General features: G+C 68.0%; 17 protein-coding genes. 6 read left to right on the forward strand and 11 right to left on the reverse strand.

Translation table 11 applies throughout. The annotated features are described in order from the left end of the window. The first annotated feature begins 14 nt into the window (after window positions 1–14). Window positions 15–950, forward strand: a complete 936-nt coding sequence (locus EV138_RS24300) for a 4-(cytidine 5'-diphospho)-2-C-methyl-D-erythritol kinase (RefSeq protein ID WP_133981088.1) — start codon at window positions 15–17, stop codon at window positions 948–950. Between the two features lie 668 nt (window positions 951–1,618). Here EV138_RS24300 and EV138_RS24305 read toward each other — a convergent pair. Both EV138_RS24305 and EV138_RS24310 read right to left on the reverse strand, forming a co-directional pair. Continuing rightward, window positions 1,619–1,984, reverse strand: a complete 366-nt coding sequence (locus EV138_RS24305; protein ID WP_133981089.1) for an avidin-fold protein — start codon at window positions 1,982–1,984, stop codon at window positions 1,619–1,621. 4 nt (window positions 1,985–1,988) lie between these two features. Beyond that, window positions 1,989–3,368: a class I tRNA ligase family protein gene (locus tag EV138_RS24310; protein ID WP_133981090.1), complete on the reverse strand. Its 1,380-nt coding sequence runs from the start codon at window positions 3,366–3,368 to the stop codon at window positions 1,989–1,991. Window positions 3,369–3,679: 311 nt separating this feature from the next. Between EV138_RS24310 and EV138_RS24315 the strand changes: the two genes are divergently transcribed. After that, window positions 3,680–4,999 (forward strand): hypothetical protein, encoded by a 1,320-nt coding sequence (locus tag EV138_RS24315; RefSeq protein ID WP_133981091.1) that lies wholly within the window; start codon window positions 3,680–3,682, stop codon window positions 4,997–4,999. On the opposite strand, the gene EV138_RS24320 is transcribed toward EV138_RS24315, so the two are convergent. Next, window positions 4,910–7,276: an XRE family transcriptional regulator gene (locus tag EV138_RS24320; protein WP_166678663.1), complete on the reverse strand. Its 2,367-nt coding sequence runs from the start codon at window positions 7,274–7,276 to the stop codon at window positions 4,910–4,912. The genes EV138_RS24315 and EV138_RS24320 overlap by 90 nt on opposite strands. 239 nt (window positions 7,277–7,515) lie before the next feature. Between EV138_RS24320 and EV138_RS24325 the strand changes: the two genes are divergently transcribed. Together EV138_RS24325 and EV138_RS24330 are read left to right on the forward strand one after the other, a co-directional pair. Continuing rightward, window positions 7,516–9,426 (forward strand): elongation factor G, encoded by a 1,911-nt coding sequence (locus tag EV138_RS24325; RefSeq protein ID WP_133981093.1) that lies wholly within the window; start codon window positions 7,516–7,518, stop codon window positions 9,424–9,426. Between the two features lie 390 nt (window positions 9,427–9,816). Continuing rightward, window positions 9,817–11,637 (forward strand): ABC-F family ATP-binding cassette domain-containing protein, encoded by a 1,821-nt coding sequence (locus EV138_RS24330; RefSeq protein WP_133981094.1) that lies wholly within the window; start codon window positions 9,817–9,819, stop codon window positions 11,635–11,637. A gap of 433 nt (window positions 11,638–12,070) precedes the next feature. On the opposite strand, the gene EV138_RS24335 is transcribed toward EV138_RS24330, so the two are convergent. Continuing rightward, on the reverse strand, window positions 12,071–12,568 hold the full coding sequence (locus tag EV138_RS24335; protein ID WP_133981095.1) for a MarR family winged helix-turn-helix transcriptional regulator: 498 nt from the start codon (window positions 12,566–12,568) through the stop codon (window positions 12,071–12,073). A gap of 94 nt (window positions 12,569–12,662) precedes the next feature. Between EV138_RS24335 and EV138_RS24340 the strand changes: the two genes are divergently transcribed. Next, the gene (locus tag EV138_RS24340; RefSeq protein ID WP_133981096.1) at window positions 12,663–13,454 is read left to right on the forward strand and encodes a methyltransferase domain-containing protein; all 792 of its coding nucleotides are present in this window, start codon (window positions 12,663–12,665) and stop codon (window positions 13,452–13,454) included. Window positions 13,455–13,457: 3 nt separating this feature from the next. Beyond that, entirely contained in the window at window positions 13,458–13,805 is a 348-nt protein-coding gene (locus tag EV138_RS24345; RefSeq protein ID WP_133981097.1) for a VOC family protein, read from the forward strand. 86 nt (window positions 13,806–13,891) lie between these two features. On the opposite strand, the gene EV138_RS24350 is transcribed toward EV138_RS24345, so the two are convergent. From EV138_RS24350 to EV138_RS24380, 7 genes are all read right to left on the reverse strand, one after another. After that, window positions 13,892–16,357 carry an ABC transporter permease gene (locus EV138_RS24350; RefSeq protein WP_133981098.1) on the reverse strand — a complete coding sequence of 822 codons (2,466 nt, stop codon included), beginning with the start codon at window positions 16,355–16,357 and terminating at the stop codon, window positions 13,892–13,894. A gap of 2 nt (window positions 16,358–16,359) precedes the next feature. Further along, window positions 16,360–17,139, reverse strand: coding sequence for an ABC transporter ATP-binding protein (locus EV138_RS24355; protein WP_133981099.1), 780 nt, complete (start codon window positions 17,137–17,139; stop codon window positions 16,360–16,362). A gap of 117 nt (window positions 17,140–17,256) precedes the next feature. Beyond that, on the reverse strand, window positions 17,257–17,559 hold the full coding sequence (locus tag EV138_RS24360) for a PH domain-containing protein (RefSeq protein WP_133981100.1): 303 nt from the start codon (window positions 17,557–17,559) through the stop codon (window positions 17,257–17,259). Continuing rightward, window positions 17,559–18,245, reverse strand: coding sequence for a response regulator transcription factor (locus EV138_RS24365; RefSeq protein ID WP_133981101.1), 687 nt, complete (start codon window positions 18,243–18,245; stop codon window positions 17,559–17,561). Before EV138_RS24365 ends, EV138_RS24360 begins: the two co-directional genes overlap by 1 nt. Continuing rightward, on the reverse strand, window positions 18,242–19,429 hold the full coding sequence (locus EV138_RS24370) for a sensor histidine kinase (protein WP_133981102.1): 1,188 nt from the start codon (window positions 19,427–19,429) through the stop codon (window positions 18,242–18,244). Before EV138_RS24370 ends, EV138_RS24365 begins: the two co-directional genes overlap by 4 nt. A gap of 102 nt (window positions 19,430–19,531) precedes the next feature. Then, the gene (locus EV138_RS24375) at window positions 19,532–20,134 is read right to left on the reverse strand and encodes a TetR/AcrR family transcriptional regulator (protein WP_255513732.1); all 603 of its coding nucleotides are present in this window, start codon (window positions 20,132–20,134) and stop codon (window positions 19,532–19,534) included. Window positions 20,135–20,256: 122 nt separating this feature from the next. Then, entirely contained in the window at window positions 20,257–21,381 is a 1,125-nt protein-coding gene (locus EV138_RS24380; RefSeq protein ID WP_238158323.1) for an acyl-CoA desaturase, read from the reverse strand. Between the last annotated feature and the right edge of the window lie 130 nt (window positions 21,382–21,511).

The following is a 21,511-nucleotide window of genomic DNA, read 5'->3' on the forward strand; positions in this document are numbered from 1 at the left end:
ACATGGCCTAGGGTTTGCGCGTGCCACCAAATGCCCAGGTCACGGTGCGGTCGCCGGCCAAGATCAATCTCGGTCTGTCCGTCGGTCCGCCGCGCCCGGACGGGTTCCATCCGCTCGCGACCGTCTACCAGGCCGTTGCCCTGTACGACGACGTCACCGCGACCCTGCGCGACGACGCCGCCATCACCGTCGAGGTGGTCGGCGACTTCGCCGTCGACGTACCGACCGACGACTCCAACCTCGCGGTCCGCGCGGCCCGGATGCTCCAGGTCGAGTTCGACGTCGAGGAAGGCGTCGACCTGAGCATCCGCAAGACCATCCCGGTCGCCGGCGGGATGGCCGGCGGCTCCACCGACGCGGCGGCGACGCTGGTCGCGTGCAATCGGCTCTGGGGACTCGGCTTGTCGCAGCCGGAGCTGGAGCGGATCGCGGCGGAGTTGGGCAGCGACGTACCGTTTTGCCTGGTCGGCCACACCGCGCTTGGGCGGGGGCGTGGTGAACAGGTGACCGAGGTGATGTCGCGCGGGACGTTCCACTGGGTGTTTGCCATTGCTGAGGGCGGGTTGTCTACGCCTGCTGTCTTCAAGGAACTCGATCGCCTTCGCCCGTTGCGGCGGGTCGAGGCGCCCGAAGTACGGCCTGAGTTGTTGTCGGCTCTGTTGTCAGGTAAGCCGGCCGCGCTTGCAGTTGCCCTCAGCAACGACATGCAAGCGGCCGCTCTTTCGCTGCGGCCGGAACTGGCGGCGACTCTCCAGTTCGGCCTCGACCAAGGAGCCCTCGCCGCGATGATCTCCGGCTCGGGGCCCACCTGTCTGTTTCTGGCCGCCGACAGCCGCCGAGCCGTCGACCTCGCGGTGGATCTGGCCGAATCGGGTCTGTGCCGAATGGTCCGCCAAGCCGAAGGCCCGGTCCCCGGCGCGCGCATCCTCCCAGCCCCCGCCAACCGGTAGACCCCACGCAGCTCACTGCGTTCGCCGCTCCCACCCGCCCAGGTTCGCGGCTCCTACGTCGCCGCTCGGCAACTGCGCGGGGGTACTCGTGTCTGGCGGGTGGGTGATTTCCCACGCAGCTCACTGCGTTCGCCGCTCCCGCCCGCCCGGGTTCGCGGCTCCTGCGTCGCCGCTCAAAACTTCGGAGGTACCGGTGTGTCGCGGCATCAGGCGATCGCACGCGTCTCACTGCGTTCGCCGCTTCCGGCCCCCGGGTCGCGGCTCCTGCGTCGCTGCTCGACAACTGCCCGAGGCACTCGTGTCTCGCGAGGTCGGTGATTCCGCGCAGCTCAATGGTGTTTGCTGCTTCACCCATGCGTTCGCTGGTCCACCTCACGCCCGGTTGCGGCTCCGACGTCGCCTCTCGACAACTGGTCGTCTACTGGTGAGCAGCCATCGATCTCGCTTCTCATGAACTCATTGGGTGGGCCGCCCCCGCGAGACCACTGTGTTTCGCGTCCCCCCGAGCTTGCGCCTTCCGCTCGACGACGACTCAGGTGCACCCGAGAGCCACGTCAAGCGCCGAAGGATTCGGGCACCCGGTGCGAAGTTGAGCGGCGACGTAGGAGCCGCGACCAACGGGTGGGCGGGAGCGGCGAAACGCAGTGAGCCGCGTGGGAAACGCAGTACTAGCCAGTAAGGGACTCAGGCGCCGGTGGTGCTAAAGAAGCGTCTACCTCTTCAATGACCGAGATCCCGGTGGAGCCGTCCAGGCGGCGCCAGTGTTCGGTGAGGGTGAGGGTGCCGGCTTCGTCGTAGTCGGGGACGCTGGTGACCTGGCCGGCCGTCACTGAGCCGTCGGTGGCGAGTTGGCAGTAGGTGGCGGTGATGGTGCCGGAGGCGTCGCAGGTGCCGACGAGGCGGCCGAAGTACAGTTTGCCGCCGCCGAAGTCGGCCCAGATGAGTTTGCCGTTCTGGTGGTAGCGGCCGGTCGGGGCGCCGGGTGGGTTGCCGACGGGGCGGAAGATGCGGCCGTCGTAGTCGGGGGCGTCCATCAGTTCACCGACCGGTCAGGATCTGCAGGAGGGCTTCGACACCGGGCGCGCTGGCTGCCATCCCGGTCAACACGGCCCGGACTGCGAGTGCCGGGTCGAAGCCGCGTGGCTTCAAGGCCGCGAGACCGCGCGTCACCTCCGCCTCGGCAAGCACCGGCGGCAGCGGGTGTTCGGCGACCTCGTCGGATGAGGCGCGCTCGCGGGCGGCATCGAGCAGCGGGCGGACGTAGGCCTCGAACTCGCGGTACGCCGACAGGGTGAAGTTGCTCGCGAAGCGGTCCGGCCGGTCCCAGGCGAGGTAGAGGCGGACGACGTCGACGTCTTCGGAGGTGAGGAAGTCGTTGGCCCAGATCGCGTGGTTGCGGCTGGTGGAGAACTTCTCGCCGTCGAGGGTGTAGAACTCGTTCACCTGCGCGCCGCCGATGGAGTCCGGCGACAGGCCGGCCGCCAGGTAGAGGGCCGGCCAGAACAGCGCGAAGTAGAACCCGTTGTCGATCCCGTTGAAGTGCCAGAGCGCATCGACCTCGGACAGCGCCTCGGCGGTCGCCTCCAGCCCGAGCGCACCCGGTTTGATGCCTTGGGCAACACCGTGCAAGGTGCTCAGCCCGACCTCGGCGTACACCTCGAGCCGCAGTCCCTCGTGCGGCCCGGTGCCGGCCAGGCCCCAGTTGGTCGGGTAGGCGATCGGTACGTCGGGGAGCCGGCGCTCCAGGTAGTGCGCGACGATCTTGCGGGCCCGATCGGGAAGTTCGGCGCGGAGCCAGACCTCCATGATCTCTTCGCGGTAGTCCTCCATCGGCAGCACCGGCACGGTGGCGAGGAACGGCCGGGGCGCTCCGCCGCAGCGGTTGCACTTGGGGTCGACGAGGTTCTCGGCGGACGTGTAGCCGCCACATCCTTCGCAGCCGCCACCGGCCGCTTCCGAACCGCACCAGGCGCAGGTGCCGACGACGTACGACTGGTGCAGGGTGCGGTTGCAGTCGGCGCACGCGAGCAGGGTGAGCTTGCGCATCGGGAAGCGCCCGGCCTCGGTGAGATCGGCGGCGAGGGTGGTGACGCCGCGCTGGTAGTCCTCGCTCTGCGGGTTCAGGAAGACGTCGTAGTGGATCCTGGCGGCGTCCAGCGCGGCGATGATCTCCTCGCGGAAGCCGGCGGCGAGTTTCTCGACGTCGACGCCTTCCCGCTCGGCCCGGGTCAGCACCCAGTTCTGGTGGACGTCGAACCCGGCCGTGGTGACGACTCGTTCACCCCGGGCCCGGGCGGCGCGGGCGGCGATGTCCGCGGCCAGGTAGGGACCGGAGAGATGACCCACGTGCATCGGGCCGTTGGCGGTGGCCGGCGGGACGATGACAACGGTGACACCGGTTTTCGTGGAGGTACTCATCTGGTGATTCGACTCCTGTCCGATGGGCGGTCGGCGCGGCGACGAGCCCGGTCACGGTGGTCACCGACGCGGTCGCAGTCCGCGAGATTACTCCTGTGTCGAGGCCTCGGCCAGGCGGGAAAACCCTTGAAAACAAGGGTGAAAACTCAAATCCGGCAAATGAGCGTTTGATTCGCCGGCCAATTGCGGCAACCCTCTGGCCGAGCGGTTTGAGGCTCTGTACTGTCCCCGGCATCGCCAGGGCCCCGACGCACGGCCGCAACCGGACGTGCCGACCGCTTCGATGGGCCAGTGACTCCACGGAGGGCCAGATGACGCTGACCGATGACTACCTCGCCGCGGCCGCCGATCGTGGCCCGAAGCCTGCCGAGCTGCACGCCGCAGTGAGCGACGCCGTCGCCGCCACCTCGTACTGGGGCAACTCGCTGTCCCGCCCGGTGTTCCTGGAACGCGAGCCGCTCGCCGAGCTGAGCACCGACCTCGAAGTACTGTTCGCCGCCATCACCAGCCTTCCGGAACGCTTGTACGGCGGGGACCTGGCCGCGTTCGCGCGAGCGGTCGGGCTGTCCGAGGTGCAGGCGAAGGTGGTCGTGCGGGGGAACGCCAAGGCTCCGAGCCGATTCGGCCGCGCGGACCTGTACCGCGATGCCGACGGCTTTCACCTGCTGGAGTTGAACACCGGCAGTACCGCGGGCGGTGTCGACAATCAGATGCTCAACCGGGCGTTGCTCGACCTGCCGTTCGTGAAGGAGTTCGTCACCGAGCACGACCTCGTCTTCAAGGACACGATGGCCGAGCTGGTCCAGACGATCATCGCCGAGGTGGAGCTGGCCGACGAGCGGCCGTTCGTCGTGATCGTGGACTTCCCCGACAGCTTCCCGCAGCTCGAACCGCAGCTGCTCAAGTCGGCCGCGGAGCTGGCGAAGTACGGCATCGACGCCACCGCGTGCTCGGTGGACAGCCTCGAACTCCGCGACGACCACCTGTGGCTGGACGGCCGCCGGGTCGACACGATCTTCCGCCTGTTCATGCTCGAGGACCTGCACAAGCCGGGCGCGCTCGAACTGCTCGAGCCGGTACTACGGGCCGCCGAGCTCGGGCACGTCTCCATCTTCACCTCGATGGACGCCGAGCTCTACGGCAGCAAGGGCGTTCTCGCGCTCGTCTCGGACGAGGCGAACCGGCACCTGTACTCCGAACAGGAACTCGTCAGCCTCGACCGCATCCTGCCCTGGACCCGGATGGTCCGGCCGGGACCGGTCACCGTCGACGGCGAGCGGCGTGACCTGATCGAGTACGCCGAGGCCGATCAGAACAGGCTGGTCCTCAAGCCGACCACGTTGCACGGCGGCCAAGGCGTGGTGCTCGGTTGGCAGACGGACGCGGCGAGCTGGCAGCAGCAGCTCGCGGCCGCGATGGATTCGCCGTACATTCTGCAGCGCCGGATCGACCCGACGCCCGAGCTGTTCCCGACCGAGGACGGGGTCGAGCCGTGGGTGCTGCTGTGGGGCGCTTTCCTGGTCGCGAATGGATTCGGCGGGCTATGGATCCGTGGGTCGCGCGAGCTCGACGGAGCCGTCGTCAACCTCGCCACCGGTGCGGTCTCCACCTGCTGCTTCCACGAGCGGTGAGCCGAGTTCCCGGAGCCGGCTGAGCGCTGCTTCCCGCCGTACGCCGTCGTCGTAGTACCGGGCGATCTCGTAGGCGTCGGTGTAGTGCTCGATCGCCGTCTCCGGGTCGCCCAGTGCTTCGTGGGCACGACCGAGTTCGACGAGTCCCTCGGCCAGGCCGACCTGATTGCCGAGGGACTCGAAACCCTCGACGCAACGCTGCAGCTCGGCCACCGCAGGCTCTGGGTGACCTGCTTCGAGATAGGTGATGCCGGATCTCAGCAGGGCGATGGACAGCGCCCGCTGGTGCCCGTACTTCGTGCTCAGCGCGATGCTGCGGTCGAAGCAGTCCCGCTCCTGGACGCGGTGACCCAGATTGCCGTGCAATTGACCCAGGTTGATCAGCGCTGTCGCCTGGCCGACCGGGTCGTCCAGCTCGGTGTAGCAGTCCAGGGCGCGGTCCGCGAAGCCGATCGCCTTCTCGTGGTCTCCGGCCTGCTCCAGGACGTGGCTGAGATTCGCCAGCGCCATGGCGATTCCGGGCAGGTTGCCCAGCTGCTCGAACCACTTCAGCCCTTGCTCCAGCTCGGCAAGGGAATCGCTGTAGTCGCCTGTCCCGTAGAGGGCGACATCGGACAGCACGAGGCCGAGGTCGTTGCGCAGGATCGCCTCGGCTTCTCGGTCGCCTTCGGTGATCGCCACGGTAACCGCGGCCTCGATGACCTTGCGCCAGTCGAGCCAATGTCCCCGCGTGATGTAGAAGGCGACCAGACCGATCGCCAGCCGGAGTACGGACCGGCCCGGGACGCCGGGAGTGCTGGAGGCCTGGAGCGTCAGCGCCACCAACTGGGACCGCTCGCGGTCGAGCCAGGCCAGGGTCGAGGTCAGATCGTCCGGAGCAGGCAGCCACTTCTTGTCGGTCGGCCGCGGATCGAACCACGTCGCCCGGCCGGCATTCGGATGGGCCAACTCGACGCAGTGCCAGGCCACGGCCGCGCACAGATCCACCATCCGGGTGAGTGCTGCCGCCTGCTCAGCTTGGCCGTACCGATCGACGGCACGCTCCCTGGCATAGGTGCGCAGCAGGTCGTGCAATCGGTACCGGCCAGGCGCGGTCGCTTCGAGCAGGTGCAGATCGCAGAGCTGTTCGAGCACTGTTCCTGTTCGGCGCTGGGGCAGGTCGATGAGCCGGGACACCAGATCGGCGGAGAACTCGTCGAGCTGCGCGATCCCGAGCTGGTCGAAAATCTCGGCGGCCTGTGTCTCCAGCGGGTTCGTACTCCGGACCAGTTGCCGCATCGACAGCGCGAAACTGGCCCGTACGCCGTGGTCGGTGCGACTCAGTTGGTCGAGCCGGTGGCGTTCGTCGGCGAGCAGGTCGGCCAGGTGTGCGAGCGGCCAGGCGGGCCGGGTGACCAGCCGACCGGCCGCGATCCGGATCGCGAGCGGCAGGTAGCCGCAGGCATCGAGAACGGCCTCGGCCGCCACGGGATCGGGGTCGACCCGGTCGGCCGAAGCGATGCGGCGGAGCAGCTCGAGGCCGTCCGCCGGGGGCAGGACGGCGAGCCGTAGTACGGGGAAGGCGACACCGGCGAACTCGCGTCGGCTGGTGATGATCACGCCGGAACCGCCGGTACCGGGGAGCATTCGCTGGATCTGTTCGGCGGACTGCGCGTCGTCGAGGACGAGGAGCACACGGCGCTCGGCCAGGATCGTGCGCAGCCGGCCGGCGGCCAGGTCCGGATCGCGGGGCACCTCGTCGGGTGGCAGACCGAGACCGCGGAGCAGGTAGGTCAGCGCGTCGGCCTGGCTCATCGGATCGCCGGAGCCGTGACTGTGCAGGTTCAGGTACAGCTGACCGTCAGGGAACCGGTCCAGGAGCGAGTGAGCCGCCCGGAGCGCGAGGGCGGTCTTGCCGACGCCGCCCATACCGACGACGGCCGCCGCGACGATTCCGTCGGCGGACAGGATCTCGATCAGCTGCCCGAGTTCCGCCTCGCGGCCGGTGAAATCGGCGAGCGGAGTCGGCAGCTGGTACGGCGTGGACGGTGCCGGGCCGGGGTCGGCGGGACGAGGAGAGCGGGGACGGGTAGCCGCGGCGATGAAGGTGTCCCGCGCCTGCGGAGGCAGGTGCAGCGCGTCGGCCAGTGCGGTCACGGTCGCCCGGCGCGGGAACTGGCGGATGCCGCGTTCGAGCGCGCTGACGGCCTGAGCGCTCATCCGGGCCCGCTCGGCGAGCATCTCCTGGGTCAGACCGGCCGTGCGCCGATGGCGGGTCAGCAGGCTGGCGAACTCCACTGGTCCTCCCTGATCGGCGGCGGGTCGGGGGCGTTTGCAGGGTGGTTGGCGCGGGTCATTGTCGCGGGTCATTGGCGGGGTCGGAGGTAAATCTAGTCGCCGCCGGGCGCGGCCGCGGCTACTCTGGCCGGAAGTCCAAGGGCCGAGCGAGAAGGAGCTCCAGATGCGCCAGGTGTCGATCTACGCCATCACCTCTGATCGCATCGACGCACCCGCGAGGACTTTTGAACACCCTGACGATGGGCATCTTGGCGCATGTTGACGCCGGCAAGACCAGTCTGACCGAACGCCTGCTGTACGCGGCCGGCGTGATCAAGGCCGTCGGCCGGGTCGACGACGGCAGTACGACGACCGACTCGATGGAGCTCGAACGCCGCCGCGGCATCACCATCCGCTCGGCTGTGGTCTCCTTCGAACTCGGCGACCTGACCGTGAACCTGATCGACACTCCGGGCCACTCCGACTTCATCGCCGAGGTCGAGCGGGCGCTGTCCGTCCTGGACGGAGCCGTGCTGGTGATCTCGGCTGTCGAAGGAGTCCAGGTCCAGACCCGACTGCTGATGCGGACGCTGTCGCGGTTACGCATCCCGACCGTGCTGTTCGTGAACAAGATCGACCGGATGGGAGCCCGGTACGACTCGTTGCTCGCGGATATCGGGCGACTGCTCACGCCGTCCGCGGTGCCGATGGGTGCCGTCCGCGACCTGGGCACGCGGACCGCGCAGTACGAGCCGTTCCCCCTTGTGCACCAGGGCCTTGGGGAGATGCTTGCTGAGCGCAACGATTCGTTCCTGGCGGCCTATCTCGAGGACACGCTCGGGGAGGACGACTATCGACGGGAGCTGCTGTCGCAGGTACGACGCTCGCTGGTGCATCCCGTGTACTTCGGCTCGGCGATGACCGGCGTCGGCGTACCGGAGCTGATCGACGGCATTCGCGAGTGGTTGCCGCGTGCAACCGGTGCGCCGGGAGATCCCTTGCAGGCTTCGGTTTTCAAGGTCGAACGTGGTGCGGCGGGGGAGAAGATCGCGTCGGCCCGGATCTTCACCGGTGAACTGCGGGCGCGCCAGGTCGTCGAGGTGCACCGCGGCTCAACGTCGTACGAGGTGAAACCGACCTCGTTGCGGGTGTTCGAGCGTGGGAGTACAACGGCCGTGGACACTGCCGAGGCCGGGCGGGTCGTTGCGCTGCGTGGGATGAAGGAGATCCAGATCGGCGACCAACTCGGGTCGGTAGGGGCGCGCAGTGGTCAGCTTTTCGCGCCACCGACACTCGAAACGGTGATCCGGCCCGTGCATGGAGCCGACGGAGGCAAGCTGTTCATGGCGTTGCAGCAACTTGCCGAACAGGACCCGCTGATCCAGGTACGCAAGGGCGAAGAGATCTCGATCAGCCTGTACGGCGAAGTTCAGAAGGAAGTCATCGCGGCCTTGCTGGAGAGCGAGTACCGGTTGGCCGTCACCTTCAGTGAGACCACGCCGATCCATGTCGAGCGCCCGATCGGCGTCGGCACCGCGCAACGCGAGATCGGTGACCCGGGCAACCTTTGGGCCGCCGCTGTCGGCTTCCGGGTCTCGCCGGCGCCGGTCGGGACCGGGATCGACTACCGGCTGGAAGTCGAACTCGGTGGGCTGCCGCGGGCATTTCACACCGCCATTGAGGAAACCGTGCGGCAGACGTTGCTGCAAGGGCTCTACGGCTGGGAGGTGGTGGACTGCCGGGTGGATCTCATCCGGACCCACTACTTCTCACCGGTGACGGTCGCCGCCGATTTCCGCCGCCTGGTTCCGCTCGTACTGATGCAGGCTCTCCAGGAGGCGGGCACTCGCGTGCACGAGCCGGTGAACCATTTCGAACTGGACCTGGCGTCCGACGCGGTCGCACCGGTGCTCGGCAAACTCGCTGAAGCGTTTGCCACAGTGCGGAACAGCGTCGTGAGACAGGGCGAAGCCCGGCTTGAGGGATCGATTCCAGCCGGCCGGGTGCACACCTTCGAAGCGCAGCTGCCCGGTCTCACCCACGGCGAAGGAATCCTCCTCACCACTTTCGACGCCTTCCGCCCGGTGGTCGGCGCACCGCCAACCCACCCACGCACGGACGGCAACCCGCTGAACGAGAAGCAGTACCTGCTGCACCTCAACAGAACGTGAACCAGAGAATCCATTGCGCGTTCATCCAAGTCGTGATGAAATCCCCTCGGGTTCCCTGGTGTTCAGGTGGCCGTCCGGCCGTGAACACCCGACCGGACAGGCACCAGGGACCCACCAAACTTTTCCCCACGCAAGCTCCTGCGTCACTTGCTCCCGCCCGCCCCTCATCCGCCGCTCCTCCGTCGCGGCTCGCGGCTCGGTGCGGGAGGCCGGTGGCTGATGTTCCAGCGATGAGGCGAGATGCCCACTGCCACAGAACCCCGCTCGGCGCACACCGAACCGCCCGCCCTGGCCACAGACCACTCAGCTGCGACGCAGGAGCTGCGTCCGGGGTGGGCGGGAGCAGCCGACGGAGGAGGCTGCGTGGGGAGCAACTAGGCTGGTAGGGACATGGCAGCTACTTCCGCACCTAATCTGGTCAATCTGGAAGCCGTTTCGAAGGGCTTCGGTACCCGCACTCTGTTGGACGGGGTCAGTCTCGGCGTCGGCCGGGGTGAGCGCATCGGGGTGGTGGGGCGTAACGGCGACGGCAAGTCGACGCTGTTGCGGTTGCTCGCCCGCCGCGAGGAGGCCGACAGCGGCCGCGTCACCCAGAACCGGGACCTGAGGCTCGGTTACCTGGGCCAGAGCGACGACCTCGACCCCGACCTGACGGTGATCCAGGCCGTCCTCGGCGGTGACGTCGAGACCTACACCTGGGCGGCCGATCCGCGGGCACGGTCGGTGATGGAGCACCTGCTCGGCGGGATCGACCATGAGGCGAAGGTCGGCACGCTGAGTGGTGGTGAGCGTCGGCGGGCTTCGCTGGCGCAGTTGCTGCTCACCGAAGTAGATCTGCTGATCCTCGACGAGCCGACCAACCACCTCGACATCGAGGCGGTGAACTGGCTCGCCCGGCACGTGGTGGACCGGGCCGGCGCGTTGATCGTGGTGACCCACGACCGGTGGTTCCTCGACGAGGTCTGTACGCAGACGTGGGAGGTGCAGGGCGGCAAGGTCAACTCGTACGACGGCGGCTACGCCGCGTATGTGCTCGCCAAGGCCGAGCGGTCGCGCAACGAGCAGGTGGTCGAGGGCAAGCGGCAGAACCTGATGAAGAAGGAGCTCGCCTGGCTCCGCCGCGGCGCGCCTGCCCGGACGTCGAAGCCGAAGTTCCGGATCGAGGCCGCGAACGCCCTGATCGAGAACGAACCGGCCCCGCGCGACAAGCTCGCCCTCGCCCAGTTGGCCACCTCGCGGCTCGGCAAGGACGTGTTCGACGCCGAGGACGTGACGCTGAAGTTCGGCGACCGGGTGATGCTCAACCACGTCACCTTCCGTCTCGGCCCTGCCGACCGGATCGGCCTGCTCGGCCCGAACGGCGCCGGCAAGACGACTTTCCTCAAGGTCCTCACCGGCCAGCTCACCCCGGACAAAGGTCTGGTCAAGCAGGGCAAGACGGTCCGGATCGCGAACCTGTCCCAGACGCTGGAGGATCTCGACGGTTCGGTGACCGTTCTGACGCACATCACCGACATCCGGCGTACGGCGGCGTTGGCCGGCCGGGGCGGCGAGATGACGTCGTCGCAGCTGCTGGAGCGGTTCGGGTTCACCGGCGACAAGCTGACCACCCGGATCAGCGACCTGTCCGGTGGTGAGCGTCGCCGGTTGCAACTGCTCAGGATCCTGCTCGACGAGCCGAACGTGCTGATCCTCGACGAGCCGACCAACGACCTGGACGTCGAGACGCTGACCGTGCTGGAGGACTTCCTCGACAGCTGGCCGGGTGTGGTCGTGATCGTCACCCACGACCGGTACTTCCTCGAGCGGGTCAGTGACATGGTCTATGCGATCATGGGCGACGGCCAGGTCCGGCACCTGCCGCGCGGCGTCGACCAGTACCTGGAACAACTCGAAGCCGGTACTGCGCCGCGCCGCGTGGTCGCGGAGCCGGCCGGTGCCGCGGCGACGGAGGCCGCGCCGGCCGCGGTACAGGTCGTCGATCAGCCGGTCGACGCGGCGGCGGCCCGGGCGGCGAAGAAGGACCTGAACCGGATCGAGCGGCAGTTGCAGAAGTTGACCGAGTCGGAGGCCAAGCTGCACGACCAGCTGGCCTCGAACGCGAGCAACTACGAGCGGCTCGCCGAGCTCGATACCGAGCTGCGCAAGCTGGCCGAAGAACGCGCGGAGCTGGAAACGGCGTGGTTCGATGCGGCGGAACGGGCCGAATAGTCCGGTATTCCGCAGAATGTATACATGATCAAATCTTCGCGACCATTGGCCGGTGGCGGAAGGTGCGGCATACCCTCCCATCCCCTGTGATCAGGAGGGTATGCCGCAACCCAAGGGTGAGCGGGCCCCGTGCCCGCCGATGTTGTCCGAGCCCCGAGTCCCGGACACCACCGGCCGGCTTCGGCGGACCACCTCTTGCCGCCGAAGTCACCGTGATGTGAACGCTTTGTAGCTGGCCAGGTACTGACAGTGAGGACACTAGTGGGACCGGTGACTCAGTGTCGATAGTCGGGCGCTACAGCAGTCTCACGATCTCGTTGCAACTAGCAACGATCGGAACCGGCATTAAGTGACGCGGCGGCTTTTCGGACTATTCCGGCGGAATTCCTGGCCGGTAACTTGGGCGCTTGACGGAAACCTGGGAAAGCGTCTTTCAGTGGTTTTCCTGGTCGAACGGGCCGACCAACTCACGCAGTACCCGCGCGATCTTCTGCTGGTCCCGCTCGCTGATGCTGCCGAGCAGTGTGCGTTCGTGGGCGAGCAGGTCCGCCATGGCGGCGTCGACCGAATCGCGGCCGGCGTCGGTGAGCTGGACGAGCACGCCGCGACGGTCGGCCGGATCGGGTAGTCGCTCGACCAGGCCACGGGCGGCCAGCCGGTCCACCCGGTTCGTCATCGTGCCCGACGTCACCAGGGTTTCCTTCAGCAGCCGGCCGGGGGAGAGTTGGTACGGCTTGCCTGCTCGGCGCAGGGCGGCGAGGACGTCGAACTCCCACGACTCCAGGCCGTGCGTGGAGAAGGCGTGACTGCGCGCGCGATCCAGGTGCCGGGCCAGCCGGGTGACGCGCGACAGCACCTCCATCGGTGCCACGTCGAGGTCCGGCCGCTCCCGGCGCCAGGCCTCGATCAGCCGGTCGACCTCGTCTTCCATACCCCGAGAGTATGCGATCAAGACTCTTGACATCAAGACAACTCGCAGGCGTAAAGTATCTCGATGTCAAGATACCTAGCTCGAAGGACGATCGATGCGGACCTCACCTGTCTGGAACCCGACGCAGTACGGCAAGTTCGCCGATGAGCGCGGCCGGCCGTTCGCCGACCTGGTCGACCGGATCCAGGTCGCGCCGGACGAGGTGAAGGTCGTCGTCGACCTGGGCTGTGGTCCCGGCAAACTCACCGCGACCTTGCTGGATCGCTGGCCGGGCGCCACCATCCAGGGCGTCGACAGCTCGCCCGCGATGATCGAAGCCGCGCAGGAGTACGCCACCGAGCGGCTCAGCTTCGTGGAGGGCGACCTGCTGGACTGGACCGCCGAACCCGGCTCGATCGACGTGATCGTCACCAACGCAACCCTGCAATGGATCCCGGAGCAGCTGGATCTGTTGCCCGGTTTCGTTCGTGCTCTGCGTGCCGGCGGCTGGCTCGCGATCCAGATTCCCGGCAACGGCAATGCGCCCTCGCACGCGATCCTGCGCGAACTGGCCGGCACCGAGCCGTACGCGCAGTACGCCGCGGACAAGTCGCAACGGGCAGACGCGCCGGGCCCAGCGCAGTACATCGACGTGCTCACTGCCGAAGGATGTGTCGTCGACGCCTGGGAGACGACGTACAACCACATCCTGCCGGGGGAGAACGCCGTACTGGAGTGGGTGAAGGGGACCGGCGCCCGACCGGTGCTGCAGTCTTTGCCCGATGACCTGCGAGCCGAGTTCGAGACGGAGTACGGCGCTCGCCTGGCGGCGGCGTACCCGCGTCGTTCGTACGGGACCGTGCTGCCGTTCCGCCGGATCTTCGCGGTCGCCCAGAAGAAGGGCTGACGGATGCGACTCGATCATGTCCAGGTGTCCTGCCCGCCCGGGGGTGAGGACGTCGCGCGGGCGTTCTATCGCGATGCGCTCGGGATGAGCGAGCTGGCGAAGCCTCCGCTGCTCGCGGCGCGCGGCGGCTGCTGGTTCAAGGACGGTTCGGCCGAGGTGCATGTCGGGGTCGAGGAGGACTTCCGGCCCGCCCGCAAGGCACATCCGGCCTTCGCCGTGGACGACCTCGACGGTCTGGCCGAGAAGCTCACCGGGCTCGGCTATCCGGTGAACTGGGACAACGAGACGATCCCGGGCCGCCGGCGATTCCACACCGCCGACGGCCACGGGAACCGCATCGAGATCGTCTGAACGACGCTGGGTCCGGGGATCCCGCAGAGATCCCCGGACCCAGCCAGTACCTCGTGGATCCCCTCAGAACCACGAGGCCCGTCGGCTCACTCCGTCGCGAGTGCGCCCGCCGGAGCGACCTTCGCGGCTCGGCGCGCCGGGAGGACCGAGGCGAGCAGCCCGGCCACGGCCGCGACCAGGGCGATGGTGACGAGCATGCCGACCGGCAGGGCGTACTCGACGTCGCCCGTCGCGGTCTGCCCACCCATCAGCGCCATCGTGCCGGTCCAGCCGTAGAGCAGGCCGAGACCTATCCCCAAGCCGGCCGCGACCAAGGCCATCAGCAGCGACTCGATCGCGAGCATGCCGCGCAGTTGACGCCTGGTCAGACCCAGTGCCCGCAGCAAGGCGTTCTCCCGGGTCCGTTCGAGCACGGACAGGCTGAGCGTGTTCCCGACGCCGACCAGCGCGATCAACACCGAGACACCGAGCAGGCCGATCCCGACGATCAGCAGGACGTCGAAGATCTTCGTGTACATCGTGCGCTCGGCGAGCCCGCCGCTGACGGACAGTTCCTTCACCGTCGGGAGCGACTCCTGCACGGCGTCCAGCACGTCGGAGCCGTCCGCCTTCGGGTCCGAAGCCAGCCAATACCCGGTGATCGCGGACTGGGGAGCGACCTTCTCCAGATCCGGCAGACTGACGGTGACCGGATCCAGTCCGGTGGCCACATAGGCCTTCAGCGTCAGCTTCTGCTTGCCGGAGACCAGCGTCAGTGTCGATCCGTCCTCCAGCTTGAGCATCTTCATCGTGCTGTAGTCGAGCAACGCCGTACCGGGCGTTTTGAGCTTGGTCACCAGGTCCGGGTTGTGGATCACGGCGGCGCCGGTGGCCGGGTCGATCCCGGTGACGTTGATCTCCTCCTGGCCGGCCTTCATGGCGACGGTCCGGATCGGCACGACCTGGGTGATGCCCTTGATGTCGTGCAGTTGCTGCTGGCCGCCGGCCGGCATCTTCTCGTTGTAGCTCATCACCATCAGGTCGACCGGGTACTGGTCGTCCATCGTGGTGTCGAACGTCTTGCGGACCGAGGCGATGCCGACACAGGTCAGGCTGATCAGGGTGACGCCGATCAACAGGGCCGACGTGGTCGCGGCGGTCCGCTTCGGGTTCCGTACGGCGTTGCCCACGGCGATCCGGGCGGGGACCCCACCACCCCGCGTCGGCAGGGCGCCGAGCAACCTGACCAGCGCCGGTACCAGCAGCGACCCGATCGCCAGCAAGCCGATGAACGAGACGACGCCACCGGCGACACCGACGAGCACCTGATGGGAGTTCGCGCTGACGGCCAGCAGCAGGCCGCCACCAGCGATCAGCAGGAAGCCGAGGATCAGCCGTAGTACGCCGGCTTTGGAGCCGGCTACCGGAGCGGTGTCCGGGCGGAGCGCCGCCAGCGGAGCGACCCGGGTCGCACGCCGAGCCGGTACGACGGCGGCCAGGATCGTGGCGATCGTGCCGAGCAACAGCGGAAGGAAGATTGAAGCCAGGTCGAGATGCAGGTCGATCTTCGGGATGCCCCAGTCGAACTCGCGGGTCAGCGCGAGCCCGAGCGCCGACAGTGCGACGCCGAACACGACACCGACGGCCGAGGCGACCACGCCGACCACCGAGGCCTCGGCGAGCACCGAGGAGAACACCTGCCGACGAGAGGCGCCGACGCACCGCAGCAGCGCCATCTCCCGCGTCCGCTGGGCGATCACGATCGTGAACGTGTTGCCGATCACCAGGCAGGCGACGAACAGGGCGATCACGGCGAACATCCCGAAGACCCCGCCCAGCACATCGATCCCGTGCGTGTAGCCCTCTACCTCGTGGGCGATGTAGGCCTTGCCGGTGTAGACCTGCAGATTGTTGCCGACAGCATCGGTCACGGCCGCGGCCAGCGCGTCCTGGGAGACGCCGGGCTTGGCAGCGATCCGGAGGTCGCCGATGGAGCCTTCCGGCTCGAAGATCTTCACCGTCTGGGCCGTGGCCACCGCGTCGGACGGACCGACCGTGGCCGCGTCGTCCAGCAGCCCGACCACCGTGACGGTGAACGACTTGTCGTTGTAGGTGTTCAACCGCAGCTTGGAGCCGAGAGCAACCTTGTTCTTCTCGGCGACCTTTGCCGGCAAGGCGATCTCGAGCGTGCTGTCAGGCAACCGGCCCTGGATCGCACTGGGGCCCGCGATCCGCGAGGTGTCGTAGCGAGCCTGGATGCCCAGCGAGCCAGGGCGAACCTTGCCGGCCCACGTGACCCGCATGTACGCCGACGTCGTGGCGATCACCGAGTCGGCCTGCGGCACCTTGCGTACCGCGGCCACGTCCTTCGCCGTGATGCTTGCGTTCTGGGGCGTCACCACCGCGTCGACACCGGCGAGTTGCCTGCCGATGGTCTCGTCGATGCCGTGCGAGGCCGACGCGTGCACAGTCATCGCCAGGCTGCCGAAGCCGACGCCGAGCACGATCGCCAGACAGGCTGCGATCAGGCGACCCAGATGGGCGCGCAGGGAGGAGAGGATCGAGCGTCGCACGGTCAGGCCCCCAGCTGCCGCAGTGCGCCCAGGACGGTCTCCGGCGTCGGCTCCAGCAGCTCGCCGGCAAGCTTGCCGTCGGCAAGCATCACGACACGGTCGGCGTACGACGCCGCCAGCGGGTCGTGCGTCACCATCACCACGGTCTGGCCGAACTCGCGGACCGAGCGGCGCAGGAAGCCCAGCACCTCGGCGCCGGAACGCGAGTCCAGGTTGCCGGTCGGCTCGTCGGCGAACACGACCTCGGGCCGGCCGACGAGGGCGCGCGCAACGGCGACGCGCTGCTGCTGACCACCGGACAGTTCGGACGGGCGGTGGGTGAGCCGGTCCTGCAGACCGAGGACGTCGACCAGCGTGGTCATCCACTGCTGGTCGGGTTTGCGGCCGCCGAGTTCCAGCGGCAGCAGGATGTTGTCCTTGGCGCTGAGCATCGGCAGCAGGTTGAAGGACTGGAAGACGAAACCGATCCGGTCCCGGCGGATCCGGGTCAGCTCGGCGTCCGGCAGTTGGGTCAGCTCGGTCTCACCGAGCAGCACCTGGCCGCCGGTCGGAGTGTCCAGCCCGGCCAGGCAGTGCATCAGGGTCGACTTGCCCGACCCCGACGGCCCCATGATCGCGGTGAACCGGCTGACCCCGAAGTCGACCGACACCCCGTCGAGCGCGGCGACCGCGGTATCGCCGGAGCCGTACACCTTGCGCAACTCGTGCGCGCGGATCGCCGTACGGTCTGCTGTGTTCTGCGGCAAACGGCCGAGCGGCAACTCGCCGGTCTGGATGCTCATCGTTCTCCTCGAAGTGCCCTGAACGAGACGATCTCGCCCACACTCCGAAAAGGTAGTGACCGGCAACCCCCGAAGAGTCGGACCAGGGAATGGACTGTCCGTACGACCTGAGTCGTACTAGTCCGCCGAACTCCTTGCCCACTCAGTGATCTTGTAGGCCAGGCTGTCGCGCGGCGCTGGATCGCCACTCAACTCACTCGACGTCCACTTGGGGCTCAGCAGCAGGTCGGTATGGCTACCGTCGTGCCGATGGATCCGCAGCCGGACTCTTCCGGGGAAGAGGTACTCGAACCTGGCGAAGGCGATCTGGGCGCGCGGTATCCGCCTGGTGCCGAAGGGGTTGCTGATGACGAGTTCGTCGTCGGTGGTCGCCAAGGTGAACTTCCACCGGCCGAAGCCGCGACTACGCAGTACCGGCATCACTTGCTGGCTTTGACCAGGCCGGTTTCGTAGCCGAGGACAACCAGGGCGACCCGGTCGCGGAGGCCGGTCTTGGCGAGGATGCGGCCGATGTGGGTCTTGACCGTTGCCTCGGACAACGTGAACAGCTGGGCGATCTCGGTGTTCGACAGACCGCGGGCGACCTCGACCAGTACCTCGCGTTCGCGGGCGGTCAGCTCGCCCAGGTCGGGTCGCTCGGTCTCGCCGTCCGGGAGCGCGCCGGCGAAGTGCTCGAGCAGGCGCCGCGTCGTACTGGGGGAGACGACCGCGTCGCCGGAGTGCACCTGCCTGATCGCCGACAGCAGGTCGGCCGGCGGCGTGTTCTTCAGCAGGAATCCGGCCGCACCCGCCTTGATCGCCGCGAACGCGTACTCGTCCAGGTCGAACGTCGTCAGCACGATCACTCTGGGGGCCTGCGGCAACGACTGCAGTTGCCGGGTCGCCTCGACCCCATCCAGGCGGGGCATCCGGACATCCATCAGTACGACGTCGCTCGCGGTCACCCGCAGCTTCTCCAGTGCCTCGCCGCCGTCGCCGGCCTGGCCGACGACCCGCATGTCGGGCTGCGAGTCCACCAGCATGGTGAACCCGGCGCGGACCAGTTCCTGGTCGTCCACCAGGAACACCCGGATCACGGCGTCTTCGGCGGGTCCGGTCTCGGTCACTGATCTCCTCCAGCAGGCAGGTTGTACGGCAAGGTGGCGACCACTTCGTAGCCACCGCCGGTCTTCGGGCCGGCGTTCACCGTACCGCCGGAGATCGAGGCGCGTTGCTGCATCCCGATCAGCCCGTGCCCCGGATCACTGCCCGGCGCGAGCCCGGCACCGCGACCGTCGTCGGTGACCACCACCGTCAGCATCTCGCGTCCGAAGTCCAGCCGGACGGAGGTGCGCGCTCCCGGCCCGGCGTGTTTCAGCGTGTTGGTCAGCCCCTCCTGCACGATCCGGTACGCCGTCAGTCCCAGCAGCGCCGGGAGATCGCGCGGGGTGCCGGTCACCTGGTAGTCGACGGACAGCCCGGTCTGGCGGACGTTGTCGATCAGCTCGGGCAGCGAAGAGACACCCGGTTGGGGGCGGGGCTGGTTCGGATCCACCTCGTTGGGCTGGGCGTCCTGTTTCAGCAGGCCGAGCATCTTGCGCATCTCGGTGAGCGACGCGCGGCCGGTGTCGCCGATGGTGGCCAGCGCCTTCTTGGCCTGCTCGGGCGACGCGTCCGCGGCGTACAGGCCTCCGTCGGCCTGGACGATCATGATCGACAAGCCGTGCGCGACGACGTCGTGGATCTCGCGGGCGATCCTGGTCCGCTCGTTCGAGACCGCCAGTTTGGCCTCGCGGTCGCGGTCCCGCTCGAGTTGGGCCGCGCGTTCCTCGAGTTGCTGCACGTACATGCCTCTGGTGCGGCGGCGTTCACCGAAGGCCCAGACGCCGAAGACGAGCGCGCCCAGCGACACCATCATGGTGGCCTGCTGGCGCCAGTCGTTGCTGGTGTTGTAGCGGGATGTCGCCATCAGGACGCCCATGCCGCCGACGGCCAGAGCGATCCGGCTGTACCGGACCTCGCCGTACACGGAGATCGCGTACAGCGCCACCAGCAGGCCGACGTTCCCGCCCTGCAAAGGGGTTCCGATCAGCCATTGCAGGACGGCGACCGCGGAGACGCCGAAGAAGACGACCTCGGGGTGGGTGCGCCGCCAGATCAGCGGGACCAGCATCATCAGCCCGAGGATGCCGCCGAAGTGCTCCTGGGTCAGCGAGATCAGGCCGAAGAACATCGTCAGGGCACCGGCGAACAGCAGGTCGAACGCCTTGCTCTTCGCCGGTACGTCGCGCGCGGCCAGGATCCCCGTCATGCGGGTCAGGGTACGGCGAATCGCCGCCGCTCAAGTCATGCCACGGGCGGAAGTCGCCGTCCTACCGTGGTCCTGTTACGTGTCCTTCTTACTTGTGCGGCCTTACTTGTGCGGACGGGTGGCCAAGGTCGGTTTCGCCTCCAGGCCGGACAGCCCGTTCCAGGCCAGGTTGACCAGGTGCGCCGCCACATCGGTCTTCTTCGGGCGGCGGACGTCGAGCCACCACTGCCCGGTCAGCGCGACCATGCCGACCAGCATCTGCGCGTACATCGGGGCGAACTTCGGATCCAGTCCGCGGCGCTTGAACTCCTCGGCCAGGATGTGCTCGACCCGGGTGCCGACGTCGCTGAGAATCGAGATGAACGACCCGGTGGACGAACCGACCGGCGAATCCCGGACCAGGATGCGGAACCCGTCGGAGGAGCTCTCGATGTAGTCCAGCAGCGCGAGCGCGGCCTGCTCGACGAGTTCGTGCGCGCGGCCGGCGGTCAGCGACGCCGTCACGGTGTCGAGCAACTTGCGGACCTCGCGGTCCACCACCACGGCGTACAGGCCCTCCTTGCCGCCGAAGTGCTCGTAGACGACCGGCTTGGACACCTCGGCCTTGGCCGCGATCTCCTCCACCGAGGTCGCTTCGAACCCCTTCTGGGCGAACAGCCCCCGCGCGATGGTGATGAGTTGTTCACGCCGCTCAGCGCTCGTCATCCGCACCCGGGTGGATCGACGCGGTCTGGGTTCGGTCACTGATGCCACGCCCCTGAGATCACGTCAGCATCATGCCGTACGCCGGTGTTGCCGCGTGGGAGATTTACCAGCCGGTGGACCCTTCAGACGTCGGCCGCGCGGACGCGACGAGCCTCCAGCCGCTCCTTGACCGGCCAGCGGACATCCGAGACCCAGCCCCACCGCTCGAACAACCAGATGCACCGCGCCGACGTGTCGAGCTGACCACGCAGTACGCCGTGGCGCGCGCAGGTCGGGTCGGAATGGTGCAGGTTGTGCCACGACTCGCCCTGACTCAGGATCGCCAGCCACCACACGTTGCCCGACTTGTCCCGGCTCTTGAACGGCCGGGCGCCGATCGTGTGACAGATCGAGTTGATCGACCAGGTGACGTGGTGAAGCAGCGCGATCCGGACCAGGCTCGCCCAGAAGAACGCGGTCAGCGCGCCCTCGATCGACCACGACCACAGGCCGCCGATGATCGCGGGGGCGAGGAGAGAGAACAGCACCAGCGCGGGGAACAGCTTCGAGACGCGAACGACGTCGCGATCCTTGAGAAGATCCGGCGCGTACTGCCGGGCCGGCGTCTGCTCGCTGTCGAACAACCAGCCGATGTGGGCGTGCAGGAAGCCTTTGGTCAGAGCTTTGAGATTGGTGCCGTACTTCCAGGGGCTGTGCGGATCGCCGTCGCGGTCGGAGAACTTGTGATGCTTGCGGTGGTCGGCCACCCACCGAACCACCGGCCCCTCGATCGCGAGCGAACCGGCGATCGCCAGCGCATACTTCAGCGGCCTGTTCGGCTTGAACGACTTGTGCGTGAAATACCGATGGAAGCCGATCGAGATGCCGTGACCGGAGAGCGTGTAGAAAACCACGGCCAGTACGACGTCGCGCCAGCCGAGGAACCCACCCCACGCAACCGGCACGGCCGCCAGGAGCGCGAGGAAGGGGATCCCGATGAACAACGCGAGCGCCACCTGCTCCCAGACACCCTTCTGCTCACCCCCAAGCGTCCCCTTCTCAGCATCAAACCCACCCACCTGCCCGGCGACCTGCCCGGCCGCCCGCACGGTGCCGTGCCCGGCCTCCTGCTCGTCCCCCTGCACGGTGCCGTGCCCGGCCGCCTGCGCGGCGCCCTGCTCGCCGGCGTGCTGGACGGCTTGGTCGGTGGCCTGCTCGTCGGCCTGCGTGGCGCCTGTAGGCGCCTGGATTGCGGCAGCTGGAGTCATGGCGTATCCCTCGTGACGTTGGACGGGTTACCTACGCCACCGTAACCTACGCCTCCGTAGGTAAGGAACCCCTTCGCGTGTCCGCCCCACCCCCATGGCACACTGTTCCGGCGTACAACGCGATCCCCCG

The sequence above is a fragment of the Kribbella voronezhensis genome (genome assembly GCF_004365175.1).
In the GTDB taxonomy this organism is placed as follows: Bacteria; Actinomycetota; Actinomycetes; order Propionibacteriales; family Kribbellaceae; genus Kribbella; species Kribbella voronezhensis.